Here is a 15,670-nt window from a genome sequence, read left to right on the forward strand (position 1 = left end):
GTGTCTGCTTCCGACTTCAATCCGCTGCTCGACGTGCCCGCCTTTCCAACGTCCGGTTTCGCGCCGCTCGCCGATCGGCTGAAGCGGATCTTCGCCACCGGGAACGATCTCCTCTTCGTTCAGGCTGAGGCCCTGCTCGCGCTTGAAGCTGCGGCCACCAGCCTTGGCCGCCCCGGTCTCGTCGCGGTCAATGTCGTCACCAGCCCCTACGGCACCTATTTCGGCGCCTGGCTGCGTCGTTGCGGGGCTGAGGTCGCCGATGTCGTCGCCCCTTCGGGCCAGCCGGTCTCTGCCGAGGCTGTCGCAGGCGCAATCAAGGCGCTCGGCCGGGTTGATCTCGTCGCCATCGTGCATGGCGAGGCCGCAAATGGCTTGCTCAATCCGCTGGAAGAGGTCGCGGGGCTCGCAAAGACTGCGGGGGCATTGCTCGTGGTCGATGCCGTCGCCTCGGCCGGCGGCCACGTCGTCGATATCGAGGGGCTCGGCATCGATATCGCCGTGCTCGGCCCGCAGAAGGCGCTGGGCGGACCGGTCGGCCTCTCGCTCGTGACGGTGAGCGCGCGGGCCTGGGCCGCGATGCAGGCCGTGCCGCGCTTCTCGCCCTCGCTGCTCTCTTTGCTCGATATCAAGGAGGCATGGCTCGACCGAGGCCGCGGCGCCCTTCCGGGCACCCCGCCGCCGCTTGAATTCCACGCGCTTGCTGCGGCCGTCGATCGGCTCGAAGCCGAAGGGCTCGATGCCCGCATCGCCCGCCATCAGCGCGCCGCGAAGGCCAGCCGTGCCGGCCTGCGCGCGCTCGGTGTCGAGCCGTGGATCGCCGATGATGCGCGCGCCTCGGCGCTGGTGACCGCCGCGCCAGTGCCTGAAGGCATCGACGCCTCGGCGCTGATCGAGGCCGCCGCAACCTTCGGCGTCGCGCTCGGCCGCGGTTTCGGCGATATCGAGCATCGCCTCGTCCGTCTCGATCATACCGGCAGCCGCGCCGCCTTCGGCCCAGTGCTGGCCAATGTCACCGCCTATGGTGCTGCGCTGCAGGCGCTCGGCCACCCGGCCGATATCGCTGCCGCCGCGGCGGCGGTCACCGCTGTCTATAGCGAGGCGTGACCGCGTGGCCGGACGCCTGATCCATCTGAATGCTACCGGGCAGAAATGCCCGGGTGACGATCATCCTGACAAGCGTATCTGGCGAGGCTAGACGGCATGTTTTCTCTCCCCGACGCGCAGGCCTTCATGGCCGTGGACGGCATCGACGCCTGGCTGCTGCACGATTATCGAGGGTCCAACCTTCTGTTCTGGCAAGTGCTCGGCGTGCAACGGGCACCGACCCGGCGGGCGATGCTGATCGTGCCGCGCGAAGGTCCGCCGACGCTCCTCATTCACACCGTTGATCAGTTCTTTTTCCACGATATCGACCTGCCGAAGCGGATCTATCGCGGCTGGGAGGAAATGCACATCATCCTGCGCGAGCGGCTCTCGGGCGCGCGCCGCCTTGCGATCGAATATTCGCATGAGGGCGGCGTCCCGACGGTCTCTTTTGTCGATGCCGGCACGGTGGAGCTTCTCCGCAGCTGGGGTTTCGAGATCGTCTCCTCGGCCGACCTCTTTCAGGTCTCTGCCGCTGCCTGGGACGACTTTGCGATCGAGAGCCACAAGCGCGCCTGCGTCGTCGTCGCTGATATCAAGGACGCTGCCTTTGATCGTGTGAGGACGGCGGTTCGCGCCGGCCGCAGCGTCACGGAATACGAGCTGCAGCAGTTCATCGTCTCGGAATTTGGACGGCTTGGGCTGGAAACCGAGGGTCAACCGGTGGTTCAGGCCAACAGTCACTCCGGCATCGTCAGCTATGAGCCGAAACCGGAAGGCTCGGCGCCGATCGGTGCCGGCGACTGGCTGTTGATCGATTTCTGGGCGCGCACGCCGGGCGAACGCAATGTCTATTCCGACATCGCCTGGGGCGCTTTCGCCGGCACGGTAGTTCCCCCGAAGCTGCAGCACGTGTTCGATATCGTCCGCCGGGCCCGCGATGGCGCGCTCGCCGCGATCGAGACGGCCTGGCGCGAGGGCCGGACGCTGAAGGGCTTCGAGGTGGACGATATTGCGCGCGGCATCATCGCGGCGGCCGGCTTCGGCGATAATTTCCATCATCGCACCGGCCACAGCATGGGGCCTGGCAAGCGGCTGCACGCCCTCGGCGTCAATCTCGACAATCTCGAGACGCATGACACGCGCGCGATCCTGCCGCGTACGGGCTTCTCCATCGAGCCGGCGATCTACCTACCCGAATTCGGCGTCCGCCTCGAGATCAACGTCTTCCTGGATCCAAAGGCCGGTCCGACCGTCACGACTCCGATCCAGGATGCGATCGTCAGTCTCGTCTAGCCATGCTGCACCTGGCAGCTGGCGAGCCTGAATCAATACTGTATTAATTGACTTCTGACAAAGCAGTGATAAACAACGCGTCTGAATAGCAAACATCGTATATCGTCGCCAAGTGTGGCGCGCCTTTGGTGAATGGCGCGCAGCTTCTTTGGTGGATCTGTCACGATGAATTGCGGCAAGCCGGCGCTACAGGCAGTTTCAGTTTAAGACAAGGTTGTTCCGAATGCCTGTGGCCAGAATATCGGTTCAATCGAATTGATCATCACTGGCTTATCTCTGGTCTTTTCCGTTGCGTTCATCTGCGCATGGCATGTCGACCGACGACGCGTCTATCTTGTTCTGCTTGGCGTCGCCTGTCCGTTATTTGCACTCGGCGCTCTTTCCCAGGCATTGGGTATTCCGCCGGGGGATGGTGCCAATGCGGTCGTGTCCGGTGCCCTCTATACGGCAGCTGTGCTGTCGATTGCCGAGGGAATTCTGTGGCGCTCAGGGAAGAGTTTCGGGCTGCGAACAGACATCTTGATCCTGCTCGCGTTCGTCATTTCGCTGGCCTTCTTCTACTATGGCTACCGAAGCCTCCTGACGCGTATCTACATCCAGAATTTTGGCTACGGATTCATTTTTCTCGCGGCGGCCTTCAAGCTGACCTCACTCGCACGTGGCGGCCGGGTTGATCGGGTGCTGTTCTGGGTTCTTCTGGCGTTCGCGCTGCATTTTTTCCCGAGAACCGTGCTGACCATCGGATTTCCGGCCGATTTCGGCCGCGACGCCCTTGCTCATTCGATGTTCTGGCAGGCGCTCCGTCTTTCGCTCGCCGTGCTCGCCTGTGGCCTCGTCATGGCCATTCTCGCTGCCGCGGTGACCGATGTGATAGAGGACTTGCGGCGCGAGCGCGACATCGACGCTCTGACGGGTATCCTGAATCGGCGCGGCTTCGAGGAGCGCGTGGCGGTGTATATGCGCGCGGGCCGACGCCGGGTCGCCGCGCTCATTTTCTGCGACATCGATCAGTTCAAGGCGATCAACGACATCCACGGCCATGATGTGGGTGACGAAATCCTGAGGGATGTCGGGCAGATGCTGGCCGCTTTAGCGCGCGAGCGTGACATCGTCAGCCGGTTCGGCGGGGAGGAGTTTGCTGTCTTCCTGCCCGATACCAACGCACAGGAAGCGTTTGAATGCGCGGAACGGCTGCGAATTGCCATAGAAGCGCGCGACTTTCCGGCATTGGGCGTTGGGGGCAGGCTTACCGCCAGCTTTGGCGTCAGCGCGATCAAGCCGGACGATGACTGGTCCAGTCTATACAAGCGCGTCGACGCCGAACTCTACCGCGCAAAAAGGGCGGGGCGAAATCGGACGGCCTCTCATGAGGCGCGGCACCCGTCGGCCGAGGGCGATCTGATCGAACCCCAACATTAAATCACGGTGCAGCCGTAGCCCCTCTCGCGCTTCCTGGCATGGCCGGCGAGACGAGGCGGCGGGCGCACGGCGTCCCCCCGCAGCTTGGTAAACGAAGCGTGACCTTAACGTATCGCTAACCATCCTGGCCGCAATCTCTCGGGGAAACGCCTCGGACCGGGAGCGGCAGATGCTCAGAAAGATCTATTTGACCTCGGCGCTCGAACAGCTCATGGCGCAGGGCCGCATCCATCGCCCCTCGCGTGCCCATTCGGTCCTGCGCTTGGTGATCAATGACGGTGCGGCGGCGCTCTCCGATGCCGATCGCCAGTTCTATGATCTCGAACTGGTGCCGATGATCGAGCGCGCCGCCGCCTATTGATCAGCCCTTCTGAAGCGCGTCGCGCTTGGCCGTCAGGCGGTCGAGCTCGGCCTGCTGCTGCGCGATCCGCCGCGCGCCGAGATCTTCGTCGCCCGCGCCCGAAAGCGCCGCCGCCTGTTCGGTGAGTTCGATCAGGTTGGCGCGGATATCCGCGATCTCCTGCTCGAGGGCCGCGATCTCGCTCTTGTCGGTCGTCATGGAGGGTCTCCTTGTGTCGGGCGGGGAGGAGAGCACGAAGCGCGCCGTCCGTCCATTTCGTCATTTGCTTGTGCGGGGCCTGCCGCCTCTGGTGGCAGAAACCGAAACCCGGGGCGCCCATTTGAAGCAGGCCGCGAATATTTGCAGCAGGAAGGGATAGCGGGAAATCGGCTAGGCTCGTGACGTCCCTTATCGCGGAGTTCCGATGCCCTTCGATCTCGTCCTCGACCATGCTCTCGTGCCAGCGCTTTCGGATGGGCCCGTTTCGATCGCGGTCGAGGAGGGGCTGATCGCGGCGATCGGTGCCGATGTCGGGCCGGGGCGCGTGCATGAGGATGCCGGCTTCTCCCTCGTCGTGCCCGGCTTCGTCGACAGCCATATCCATCTCGACAAGGCCTGCATCCTCGATCGCTGCCGCGCTGAGGGCTCGCTGGCCGAGGCGATCGGCGAGGTGGCGCGGCTCAAGGCCGATTTCAGCGAGGCGGACATCCATGCCCGCGCAGAAGCGACGCTGAGGATGGCGATCCTGCAGGGCACCATGCGCATCCGCACCCATGCCGAGATCGATACGCGCATCGGCCTTCGCGGTTTTCATGCGCTGCAGCGGCTGAAGCGCGACTATGCCTTTGCCGTCGATCTCGAGATCTGCGTCTTCCCGCAGGAGGGCCTGACCAACGATCCCGGCGCCGAAGACCTCCTGATCAAGGCCTGCAGCGAGGGTGCCGATCTCGTCGGCGGCTGTCCCTATACCGACAGCGATCCCGAGGAACAGATCGCCCGCATCTTCGCCATCGCCCGCCGCTTCGACCTCGATGTCGATTTCCACATCGATTTCGATCTCGACCCGAGCTGGACCCATCTCGACGCCGTCATCGCTACGACCGAGCTGAACGGCTGGGAGGGCCGGGTCGCGGTCGGCCATGTCACCAAGCTCTCCGCCATGCCGCCTGAGCGGGTCGCCTTCTATGCCGCCCGCCTCGCGCGCGCCGGCGTCGCGGTGACCGTGCTGCCGGCCACCGATCTGTTCCTGATGGGCCGTGGACGGGATCACAGCGTGCCGCGCGGCGTCGCCCCGGCTCATCTTCTCGCCGGCGCTGGCGTCACCTGCTCGCTCGCGACCAACAATGTCATGAACCCGTTCACGCCGTTCGGCGATTGCTCACTGAACCGGATGGCCAATCTCTATGCCAATATCGCCCAGCTCAGCCGCAAGGCCGACATGGCGCTCTGCCTCGATATGGTGACCCACCAGCCCGCACGGCTGATGCGCTGCGAGGGCTATGGCATCGCCGTCGGCAACCCGGCCGACATGGTGGTGATCGACGCCAAGGGCGAGGCGGACGCCGTCGCCCGCATCGCGCCTGTTCTGATGGGGTTCAAGCGCGGCGTGAAGACATTCGATCGACCGCGCGCGCGGCTGATCGAGCCCACCAGCGCCTGAAGCATTGCGCGCGTCGTTGACAAGGCGGGCGGCGTCCTGTCCGATCCCCGTGACGATCGGGACCACGAGGCGGATGTGGCAGCGGGACGAGGCAGTTTGAGCGGCGCGGTCTTCGCGCTCGTCCTCGTCGCTGTCGGCATCACCGCGGCGATCGATCGCTTCGGCACGCCGCTGCCGCTGCCGGATGTCCTCGCCGCCGTGCCGCTCGCCGCCGGCCTCGCTTTGGCGTTGCGGGCGCGAAGCCTCACCTTTAGCGACGTCATCGGCACGCAGGCGCTCGCCGCCAGTGGCGCGTCGGGCGCAGTCCTCGTTTCGGCGCTTGCGCTCGTCGCGGCGCCGATGGCCATCGGGCTCGGCGGTCTCGCGGGGCTGGTGCTGATCGCGAGCTTTCTGGCCGGCGGCGCCATCGCGCTGTTCGGAGTAGCGCCCGCCCTTGGCCGTACCGGCGCCGTGACGATCGCCGGCGCCGTACGTGCGCGGTTCGGCCCTGCTGCCGGCCTTCTCGCAGCGCTCGCCTGCCTTGCCGCCCTGCTGCCGCTGCTTGCGGGCGAGGCCGGGCTCGCTGGGGTCATCCTCAGGGAGATGCTCGGCCTCGACATGCCCGTGGCGCGCCATGTCGTCATTGGCGCGGCGGCGCTGGCAGCCCTCGCCGGAGGACGGCGCTCGGCGATCGCAATGGCGGCCGGGCTGCTACCGGTGCTGGCGCTTGCCTTCGTTGCGCCGGTCGCGGCTGCGGGACATGAGGCGGGGGGATCGATCCTGCCCTGGCTGGCGCTCTTCGACGGCCGCGTCTTTGCGGCGCCGACAGCGATGCCGCCTTCGGCCGCGGTCGTGCTGGCATTGCTTCTGATCGTCGGCGTTGCCGTGTTGCCGACCCTTGCGACCCCGACGGAAGCGCGCCAGCCCCGGCGTCGCGGCCCCTTCACCCTCGCAGTCATTGTGCTGCTCGCCGCCCCGGCTTATGCGCTCTATGGCCGCCTCGCCGGCATCGATCCGGCTGTCAATCCGGCCGGGCTGGTGCTGAACCTTGCCGCCTATGCAGAGCTCGGCGCGGCGCCCGCTCTGCTTCTGGCCGGCGGTCTCCTCGCGGCCGCGGCAGCTACGCTGGCGCTCGGCCTTGCGGCATTCGGCGCGATCGTTGCCGAAGATCTCTATGCCCGTCATGGGGAGCGCGACGCGCCGGCCGGTCGGCGCGCCTTCGTCGCCCGGCTGGCCATGCTCGCTGCTGCCATGGCGGCGTCATGGATCGGCAGCGGCGGCGCCGGCATCGCGACCCTCGCCGGTGTCGGGCTTTCCTTCGCCGCCGCTGGGCTCGGCCCGGTGTTGATCGCCGGTTGGAATATTCCGGCCGTACGAGGGCCCGCAGCGACTGCCGCGATCGCTGCGGGCCTGGCTTTCACGGGCCTGAATGGCGCGGTGGCGGCGTTCGCGCCCGGCGTGGGCGCGGTTGTCGGCATGGGGCGCATCGTCCCGACGGTGCTCGGCCCGACGGGCTGGTTCGGACTTCCGATCGGGGCCTCGGGCGCTGCCGGCGCTATCCTTGGCCTTGCCGTTGTCCTCGCCGTGACTTTTGCCCGTCGTCGGCAGGGTGCGGCCGCTGTCGATCCCACCCCGATGCCCGATCCATCTTCGAACCCTGGAGCCTTCCACCCGTGACTGCCGATGCCCCTGACCGCAACCCGCCGCTCTTTCCCGCGATCGAGCCCTATGCCATCCATCGCCTGAAGGTTTCCGAACTGCACGAGGTCTATGTCGAGGAATGCGGCAATCCGCTCGGCAAGCCGGTGATCATGATCCATGGCGGTCCGGGCGCCGGCTGCAGTCCGATGATGCGGCGCTGCCATGATCCCGAGGGTTACCGGATCATCCTGTTCGACCAGCGCGGCTGCGGGCGATCCACCCCACATGCCGAATTGCGCGAAAACACGACCTGGGATCTCGTCGCCGACATGGAGCGCATCCGCAAGCATCTCGGCATCAACAGCTGGCAGCTCTTCGGTGGCTCATGGGGTTCGACCCTGGCGCTCGCCTATGCCGAGACTCATCCGGCGCGCGTCACCGAACTGCTCCTGCGCGGCATCTTCATGCTCCGCCGTAGCGAACTGCTCTGGTTCTATCAGGAAGGTGCATCCTGGCTGCTGCCGGAGGCGTTCGAGCCCTTCCGCAACGAGATCGCCGAGGCCGAGCGCCACGACCTCATCGCCGCCTATTACCGCCGGCTGACCAGCAGCGACGAGGCCGCGCGGCTTTCGGCGGCACGGCAATGGAGCATGTGGGAGGGTGGCGCGCTGTCGCTGCTGCCGGATCCCGGCCGCGTCGCTGCCTTCGGCGATCCTCACTATGCCGTCGCCTTCGCGCGCATCGAAGCGCACTATTTCGTCAATCGCGGCTTCTTCGATCGCGATGACCAGTTGCTTGCGAATGCCGATCGCCTCCAGGGCATCCCCGGCGTGATCGTGCACGGCCGCTACGATCTCTGCACGCCGGTCGCCAACGCGATCGATCTGCACCGAGCCTGGCCGGAAGCGGAATTGGTGATCGTGCCCGATGGCGGTCATGCGATGTCGGAGCCGGGCATTCTCGCCGCGCTCGTCGCCGCCACCGAGCGCTTCAAGGACTGACAGGCATCACGGCTTCGCGGGCTCCGGAGCGTCGCCGCTCTTCATCTCGTGCATGAGGCCGAAGAAGCGGCGCATCAGCTCGCTGCTGAAGCCGAGCGCGCGGTCGAAATCCGGATCGCCGCTCGTGACCGGTTCGATGCGGTCGTGCTCGATCGTCTCAAGGCGGGCGCTGAGGCGCCCGACCTCGGCCGAAAGCGTGTCGACGCGTGTCGCAAGCGCCTCAAGCCGTCCCGGTTCGCCGAGCACCGCCTCGGGTATCGCGGCGCAGCGCCAGGGCGCGTCGATCGCCTCCGATTCGCGCCGGCAATGCGAGACGGTCCCGGTCTCGGTATCGAGCCGCACGAATCCGCCATCGGCCGGGACCATCGTGTAGCGGCCGATCCGGGACGTGTCGGCCGCGACATCGGGCATCGCGGGCGCGGCGTCCTGCGCGGTCGCGACGGCGGGAATGACGAGCATCGCGGCGAGCGCGAGCATTGGCAATCGCTGCATGAACCCTCCTTGAAGAGACGGGCGCGTCAGCTGCCGCTCGTCTCTTTCTGCCGGATCAGGCCGTTGACGACGCTGACGGTGCGCCGCAATTCCTCGATCGCCCGTTCGATGTCGATCTTCTGCCGCTCCAGAATGGCGATCTGCTCGTTGAACTTGCCGAGCGCCAGCCGCATCTGCGGAACCTGGCCGTCCTTGAGATCATACAGATCAAGCATCGCCTTGATCTCGGTCAGCGAGAAGCCGACCTTCTTGCCCATCAATACCAGCTTCAGGCGGCCGCGGTCGCGACGCGAATAGATGCGGTTCGGACCTTCGCGCCGCGGGCTCAGCAGGCCCTTGTCCTCATAGAAACGCAACGTCCGCAGCGTGACGTCGAACTCGCGCGCGAGATCGCCGATCGTGAAGCTGGTCTGGCGGTTCCCGTCGGGAATGCCCGTACCGTCCACGTCGTCGCGCGCCATGTCCGCCAGCCGCGTCACGCTCATCGAGTCTCTTTCCTGCGAGTGCGCCGGATCGGCGCCCTTGCTCCAATTTCGTCATCGCATGGCGCCGTGGCAAGTCTTCGCGCCGGAGTCAATGTCCGGGACCTGCCATTGGCGCCAAAACAGCGCCGAGAGCGGACCGCGTCGTTAAGGGACCTTACCTGTCTCTCAACTTCGAAATGGATGATTAACGCGTTGTTTACCATGATTTGCCAATGCTCGGGCAAAGGCGATCAACCGCGTCGTCGCCGCGTCGGATCCCGGCATCGCCGCCTGGGCCGATGCGTGCCGATCCGATGACGAGGCGCGTCGCCGCAGAGGCAGGCTCGGGGGTCGGGTGGCAATGATGACAGGCACGAGATCCGATTTCGGACCGGCGCGATCGGCGACGGCACAGCCCGTTTATTCGGCGGGCGATGCCGGCAGCGGCCGGCGCGGGCCGAGTTCGGAACGGATCGCGGCGCTGTCGGCGCTGGTCGAAAGCATCACGGAGCAGATCGACGCGATCGAAGGCGCCGCCCGTCGGGGCGCCGGTCAGCGCGCCGCCCCGCCGGTGCAGCCGCAGCGCGCGAATTTCGCGCGTCCGGAGCCGGTCGAGGATGCGGTTCGCCCGGAACCGCCGCGCGCGGAGCCGTCGCGAAAGGAATATCCGCCGGTCGAAACGCCAAGTGTCGAGGGCGACCGCCTCGGCGAGATCGAAGCCCGCCTTGCCGCGATCGCCAGCCAGATGGCCGCCGCGCAGGCAGCCCCCGCCGCCGCGCCGCGTTCGGAGCCGCCGAGGGCCGAGACGTCACGGGCCGAACCACCACGCGTCGAGCCGCCCACCGTATTCCGCTCCGCCATTGCCGAAATCGCCGCGCGCCAGCAGGCGATCGATAGCGAGGCCGGCCGCCTTGCCCCCGTCGATTCGATCGCCATCGAGGATGCGATCACGGCGCTCCGGAACGATATCGCGACGCTCGGCCGCCGGATCGGCACCGAGGCCCGGCGCAGTGAAGAGATGGACAAGGCGCTGCGCGCCGATTTCGCGGCGCGCCTTGAGACGATGCCGCGCGAGGGCGCCGGGCTCTTTGACGAATTGCGCCAGCATCTCGCCGATATCCGGCAGGCAATCGATGCTTCGGCGCGCGAGACGACGCTTGCGTCGATCGAGTCGGGCTATGGCCATGTCATCGAGCGGCTCGACGACATCGTCCGCCGGGTGCCGGAGCGCGGCCGTGTCGAGCAGCTTGCCGACGAGGTCGGTCGTCTCGGCGGGCTCATCGATCGCGCCCAGCCGTTCCGTTCCATGGAAGGCGAACTGGAAGATATCCGCAACGGCATCGCTTCGCTGGCCGCCGCCCGCGTCGACACCGGCGCCGAGCGCCAGATCACGGAACTGCGCCAGACGATCGAGCGGCTTGCGTCGATCCCGCGCGACAAGGTCGATCTGGCGCCGATCGAGCGCGAGCTCGCCGCCATCAGGCGCGAGGTCGATGGCTTCGCCAAGGGCACCGATCCGGTCCTGATGATCCGCCTGGAACAACAGGTCGCAGCCATTCATGGCATGCTCGAGGCTGTGGCCTCGCGCGGCGGCATCGGCGGCGAGGCGGCGCTCAGCCGGCTGGAGGAGCGCATCGACGCGCTGTCCGGGCGCTTCGACGCAATCGTCGAACTGCCGAGCCTCCATCCGGGTGCTGACACGTCAGTGGCCGCCATTGCTGCTATCGACAGCCTGCGCGGGGAAATCTCCGGCCTGCGCGACCATATCGTCGAGCGCGAGCCCGTTCGCTTCGATGCGATCGACCAGCAGATGCACGCACTGATGGAGCGGCTGGACGCCGCCACGCGGCGTGACGACAACCAGACGCTCGCCCAGCTCGAGGCGCAGGTTGCTTCGCTGGCCGAGAAGTTCTCGGGCGTGGCGCCGGGCGCCGATGCGCTCACGAAGGTCGAGGAAAATCTCGATCGGATGCAGTCGCTGCTTGGCGACACGCGCCGCGAGACCATCGAGGCCGCCCGCGACGCTGCGCGCTCGACGCTCAGCGAATTCGCCGGCCAGCTGCCGAGCTATCCCGACGAGGCGTTGATCCGGGCGCTGCGAGAAGACCTCCGCAATCTCCAGACGGCGGCGCTGCATTCCGACCGGCAGAATCACGACACGCTGGAAGCCGTGCACGATACGCTCGCGAAGGTCGTCGAGCGCATCACACAGCTCGAGGCCGATGAGCGCGGCCTGCAGCTCGATCCGGCCCCCCGCCGCTACGCCGAGCTGCCGGAGGACCATCGCCCGCTCGCGCCGGGATCCGGCAAGCCCGATCTCACGCTGCGCTCCGAGTTCTTCCCCGCCGAAGACCCCCGCGAGGACGCCGCCGCCCGTCCCGGCGATCGCAAGGCCGACTTCATCGCCGCCGCCCGTCGCGCCGCGCAGGCCGCACAGGCGGAGACCGCCAGGGCCGGCAAGGCCGAGCGCAAGGCTGCGCTTGCCGCGCTGGAGGAAGGCGCCAGGGACGAGGCCGAGGCGCGTCCCGGCCCGCTCGCCCGCATCGGCCAGGTTTTCCGCTCGCGCCGCCGCCCGATCATGTTGGCGATCGCCGCCGTCGTGCTCGCGCTCGGCGCCGTCCAATATGGGCCCTCCATCGGAGAGCGCGTCGCGACGCTGACGGACGAGGGCTCCCTCGACCTGATGCCGACCGCATCGGTTCCGGCAAAGCCCGCCCGTCCGGCGGCCGCATCCGTCCCCGCTGCGGCGCCCGCCGCCACGGCTGCCGCGCCGGCCCCGGCGACGGATTCGTCGGCGCTCGCTGCCAAGCCGGACCTGGTGGCGCCTGCCGCGGACGCGGCGCTCGCCTTCGAGCCGGCCAGCGCCATGGCGAGCCCGATGAGCGCGATGCCGGCCGTTGCCGTCGTTCCGGCCGCCGAGCCGCCGCCAGCGCTCAATGTCGCCTTGGTGAAGCGCGACGCGAATGCCGGCGACGTGGCCGCCGCCTTCGAGCTCGGCAAGCAATATGCGGAAGGCCTCGGTGTCCGCCAGGATGTGCAGCTGGCCGCGCAGTGGTACGGCCGCGCGGCGAAGGGCGGCCTGGCGATCGCGCAGTATCGGCTTGGCAGCCTCTATGAGCGCGGCGAGGGCGTGAAGCGCGATCCGGCCGAGGCCGAGAACTGGTATCGGAAGGCCAGCGCGCAGGGCAATGCGCGCGCCGTGCACAATCTCGGCGTCATGATCAGCGAAGGTGCGACGGGCGCGCCCGACTATACGGCCGCGGCGCAGCTGTTCATCGAAGCCGCCAATCTCGGCGTCGCCGACAGCCAGTATAATCTCGGCGTCCTCTATGCGCGCGGGCTCGGCCTCGGCGTCGATCTGGTCCAGTCCTACAAATGGTTCGCCCTCGCGGCGGCGCAGGGCGATACCGATGCCGGCAAGCGTCGCGACGAGGTCGCGAAGGCGCTGAAGCCGGGTGAGCTCGCCAGTGCGCGTGCCGCCGTGCAGGTCTTCGCCCCGCGGCCGCAGAACGCGGGCGCCAATAGCGAGCCGGTGCCAAAGGCGGAATGGATGCAGACGGCGTCGACCGTCGCGCCGCTGGCCGGGGCGAGCTTGACGAACGATAAGGGCTGACCGACGCCACTTTCGGCGGCGCCTGCGGAGACATCCAATCGGACGGCCATCGATGGGCCGTTCGCGTTGACAGGCGACGGGTCAGCTTGTTTATCGGGCGGAGCGGCGGTCCCGCCCTGAGAAGCCTCCCCCGGGCTTCCCGGACCGCCAGCGGTCAGGCGTCGTGCAGATCTATCTCCCCATCGCCGAACTGCCGGTCAACATGTTCCTCATCTTCGGGATGGGGGCGGCCGTCGGCTTTCTGTCGGGGCTTTTCGGGGTCGGCGGCGGCTTCCTGCTGACGCCGCTGCTGATCTTTTCGGGCATCTCGCCGGCGGTCGCGGTGGCCAGCACCACGGCGCAGGTCGTCGCCTCGTCGTTCTCGGCCTCGCTGACTTATTGGCGCCGCAAGCTGATCGACTTCAAGCTTGCCGGCGTGCTCGTCGTCGCCGGTATCGTCGGCTCGACGATCGGCGTCGGCATCTTCACGCTGCTGCGCCGCACCGGTCAGCTCGATCTCATCATCTCCGTCTGCTACGTGACGTTTCTCGGCCTGGTCGGCGGGCTGATGCTCTGGGAATCGATCCGCTCGATCATCAACACGCGCCGTGGCCGCCCGGCGCCGCTGCGCCGGCCTGGCCAGCATGGCTGGATCCACGGCCTGCCGTTCAAGATGCGCTTCAAGCGCTCCAAGCTCTATGTCAGCATCGTCCCGATCTTGGCGATCGGGATCGGGATCGGCATTCTCGGCTCGATGCTCGGCATCGGCGGCGGCTTCATCCTGGTGCCGGCGCTGATCTATATCCTGCGCGTGCCGACCAGCATCGTCGTCGGCACCTCGCTGATCCAGATGATCGGCACGATGGCGGTGGCGACGCTGCTGCAGTCCGGCAACAATCACTCCGTCGATGGCGTTCTGGCGCTGATCCTGATGGTCGGCGGCGTCATCGGCGCGCAGTTCGGCGCGCGGCTCGGCGCCCGCGTCGGCGGCGAACAGCTTCGCGCCATGCTGGCGCTGCTGGTCCTCGCGGTCGGCATCCGCTTCCTCGTCAATCTCGTATCGACCCCGGACGAACTCTTTTCTCTGGCCACGCTCGCCGGGGATGCCAGGTGAACGCGGTCGGCCGTTTCGCCCTGCTGGCGGGCATGACGCTGCTGGCGCTCCGGCCCGCGGCCGCCGAGCAACTGGTCGTCGCGCTCTCGACCGACAATGTGAAGATCTCGTCGAGCTTCACCGGCACCGGCGTCACGGTGTTCGGGGCGATCGAGCGCGATGCGGGGACCATCTCGCGTGGCGGCGTCTATGATGTCGTGGTGGTGGTGCGCGGCCCGGACGAGACGCTGGTCACGCGCCGCAAGGAGCGCGTCGCCGGCATCTGGCTCAACCGGGATGCCCGCACCTATCTCGACATGCCATCCTTCTATGCGGTGCATTCCTCGCGGCCGCTCGACGAGATCGCGCCGAAGGAAGCGTTGATGCGTTACCAGATCGGCTTCGATAACCTCACCTTCCGCGCGCGGGAGGGACGGCCTCAGCCCGGCGACGAGGTATTCAGCGAGGCCTTCGTGCGGCTGAAGCGCGAGGCCGGGCTCTACCGGGATGCGCCTTACGGCGTGACATTCCCCGGCGCGTCGGTGTTCCAGACAACGGTCGACATCCCGGCCAATGTGCCGGTCGGCACCTATCGCGTCTCGGTCTTCCTGTTCCGCGACAATGCCATGCTGGCTGCCAGCAACGCGGCCTTCGGCATCGCCAAGACCGGCTTCGAGCAGTTCACCTTCGATCTCGCCCGCCGCAATGGCTATTTTTATGGCCTGATCTGCATCGCGCTGGCGCTCGTGACCGGCTGGCTCGCCGGCGTACTCTTCCGCCGCGACTGATCGATCAGGCTTTGCCGCGGCCGAGATTGAGCAGGCGGATGACGATCCAGACCGGGATGACGATCACGGCGCCGAGCAGGAAATAGTTCCAGATCCAGCCAATGGCGCCGAAGCCCATGTTCCAGATGCGCCGCACGAAGGCTTCGAGCCGGGCCAGGATGTCATAGGGCGAGATGCCGAGCGCCGACAGCACGATGCCGACGACGAGCGACAGGACGATGAGGCGCAGCAGCACCTGTGCGGGCGAGCCGCCCATGAAGCGTTGTAGGCCGTTCATCACTGTCTCCGCGCGCCCGAATCGCTCCCGATCATAGCGCGAGCCGATAAAACTTGCTGTCGACGGCAAGGCGCGGAAACGCCGCGGGCAGGTCTTCGGGCGCGATCTCGGCGAAGCCGTTCTTCTCGTAGAAGCGGTGTGCGGCAAGAAAGCGATCCGTCGTGCCGAGGACGATGCGGCGCAGGCCCTGCTGGCGTGCATGCGCAACCAGATGGTCGAGCAGTCGCCGCGCCGTCCCGTCACCGCGATGGGCGGCGGCGACGAACATTTTGCGCAGGGCTGCGTCGCCCTCGCCGATATCGTAGAGCCCGATCGTGCCGGCGACGCCGCCAGGCCCGATCGCCACCCAGAAGCCGCCGGCACCGCGCTGATAGAAGGCAGGGATATCGCGGAGATCAGGCTGTTCCTCATAGGTGATCGTGATGCCGAATTCCTCCCGCTGGATCGGTACGATGAGCCGCGCGACACTTTCTGCGTCGCCGGGCATGAAGGGACGGATCGCGGTCGGGTTGGCGCTGGATGCGTTCATCGCAAACTTGGTGCCC

15 protein-coding genes are annotated in these 15,670 nt (G+C 67.2%); 10 read left to right on the forward strand and 5 right to left on the reverse strand.

Annotated elements, in window-relative coordinates; all coding sequences use genetic code 11:
• The 4 genes from LB518_RS06550 (at position 1) to LB518_RS06565 (ending at position 4,159) form a co-directional block, all read left to right on the forward strand.
• Entirely contained in the window at positions 1-1,104 is a 1,104-nt protein-coding gene (locus LB518_RS06550) for a pyridoxal-phosphate-dependent aminotransferase family protein (RefSeq protein ID WP_224574635.1), read from the forward strand.
• A gap of 96 nt (positions 1,105-1,200) precedes the next feature.
• Positions 1,201-2,379: a M24 family metallopeptidase gene (locus LB518_RS06555; protein ID WP_224574646.1), complete on the forward strand. Its 1,179-nt coding sequence runs from the start codon at positions 1,201-1,203 to the stop codon at positions 2,377-2,379.
• A 255-nt stretch (positions 2,380-2,634) separates the two neighbouring features.
• Positions 2,635-3,798, forward strand: coding sequence for a GGDEF domain-containing protein (locus LB518_RS06560; protein ID WP_224574648.1), 1,164 nt, complete (start codon positions 2,635-2,637; stop codon positions 3,796-3,798).
• A gap of 169 nt (positions 3,799-3,967) precedes the next feature.
• Positions 3,968-4,159: a hypothetical protein gene (locus LB518_RS06565; protein ID WP_224574650.1), complete on the forward strand. Its 192-nt coding sequence runs from the start codon at positions 3,968-3,970 to the stop codon at positions 4,157-4,159.
• Here the strand turns inward: LB518_RS06565 and LB518_RS06570 are convergent, their stop codons facing one another.
• Positions 4,160-4,357 (reverse strand): hypothetical protein, encoded by a 198-nt coding sequence (locus LB518_RS06570; protein WP_224574652.1) that lies wholly within the window; start codon positions 4,355-4,357, stop codon positions 4,160-4,162.
• A 205-nt stretch (positions 4,358-4,562) separates the two neighbouring features.
• On the opposite strand from LB518_RS06570, the gene LB518_RS06575 reads away from it, so the two are divergent.
• The 3 genes from LB518_RS06575 (at position 4,563) to pip (ending at position 8,419) form a co-directional block, all read left to right on the forward strand.
• Positions 4,563-5,798: an amidohydrolase family protein gene (locus LB518_RS06575; RefSeq protein WP_224574654.1), complete on the forward strand. Its 1,236-nt coding sequence runs from the start codon at positions 4,563-4,565 to the stop codon at positions 5,796-5,798.
• A 96-nt stretch (positions 5,799-5,894) separates the two neighbouring features.
• Positions 5,895-7,454, forward strand: a complete 1,560-nt coding sequence (locus LB518_RS06580; RefSeq protein ID WP_224574657.1) for a hypothetical protein — start codon at positions 5,895-5,897, stop codon at positions 7,452-7,454.
• Positions 7,451-8,419, forward strand: a complete 969-nt coding sequence (gene pip / locus LB518_RS06585) for a prolyl aminopeptidase (RefSeq protein WP_224574658.1) — start codon at positions 7,451-7,453, stop codon at positions 8,417-8,419. The genes LB518_RS06580 and pip overlap by 4 nt, the downstream gene beginning before the upstream one ends.
• 6 nt (positions 8,420-8,425) lie before the next feature.
• On the opposite strand, the gene LB518_RS06590 is transcribed toward pip, so the two are convergent.
• Both LB518_RS06590 and LB518_RS06595 read right to left on the reverse strand, forming a co-directional pair.
• A complete protein-coding gene (locus LB518_RS06590) occupies positions 8,426-8,911 on the reverse strand; it encodes a hypothetical protein (protein ID WP_224574659.1) in 486 nt (161 codons plus the stop codon).
• A gap of 26 nt (positions 8,912-8,937) precedes the next feature.
• Positions 8,938-9,396 carry a MerR family transcriptional regulator gene (locus LB518_RS06595; RefSeq protein ID WP_502845795.1) on the reverse strand — a complete coding sequence of 153 codons (459 nt, stop codon included), beginning with the start codon at positions 9,394-9,396 and terminating at the stop codon, positions 8,938-8,940.
• A gap of 343 nt (positions 9,397-9,739) precedes the next feature.
• Between LB518_RS06595 and LB518_RS06600 the strand changes: the two genes are divergently transcribed.
• The 3 genes from LB518_RS06600 (at position 9,740) to LB518_RS06610 (ending at position 14,848) form a co-directional block, all read left to right on the forward strand.
• Complete coding sequence (locus LB518_RS06600) at positions 9,740-12,988, forward strand: hypothetical protein (RefSeq protein WP_224574662.1); 3,249 nt, start codon at positions 9,740-9,742, stop codon at positions 12,986-12,988.
• A 163-nt stretch (positions 12,989-13,151) separates the two neighbouring features.
• The gene (locus LB518_RS06605) at positions 13,152-14,081 is read left to right on the forward strand and encodes a sulfite exporter TauE/SafE family protein (RefSeq protein WP_224574664.1); all 930 of its coding nucleotides are present in this window, start codon (positions 13,152-13,154) and stop codon (positions 14,079-14,081) included.
• Positions 14,078-14,848, forward strand: coding sequence for a TIGR02186 family protein (locus LB518_RS06610; protein ID WP_224574667.1), 771 nt, complete (start codon positions 14,078-14,080; stop codon positions 14,846-14,848). The genes LB518_RS06605 and LB518_RS06610 overlap by 4 nt, the downstream gene beginning before the upstream one ends.
• Before the next feature lie 4 nt (positions 14,849-14,852).
• On the opposite strand, the gene LB518_RS06615 is transcribed toward LB518_RS06610, so the two are convergent.
• Both LB518_RS06615 and LB518_RS06620 read right to left on the reverse strand, forming a co-directional pair.
• The gene (locus LB518_RS06615) at positions 14,853-15,125 is read right to left on the reverse strand and encodes a DUF6460 domain-containing protein (RefSeq protein WP_224574669.1); all 273 of its coding nucleotides are present in this window, start codon (positions 15,123-15,125) and stop codon (positions 14,853-14,855) included.
• Positions 15,126-15,156: 31 nt separating this feature from the next.
• Complete coding sequence (locus LB518_RS06620; protein ID WP_224574671.1) at positions 15,157-15,654, reverse strand: GNAT family N-acetyltransferase; 498 nt, start codon at positions 15,652-15,654, stop codon at positions 15,157-15,159.
• Between the last annotated feature and the right edge of the window lie 16 nt (positions 15,655-15,670).

This window comes from Mesorhizobium sp. BR1-1-16, from assembly GCF_020165495.1.
In the GTDB taxonomy this organism is placed as follows: Bacteria; Pseudomonadota; Alphaproteobacteria; order Rhizobiales; family Kaistiaceae; genus Kaistia.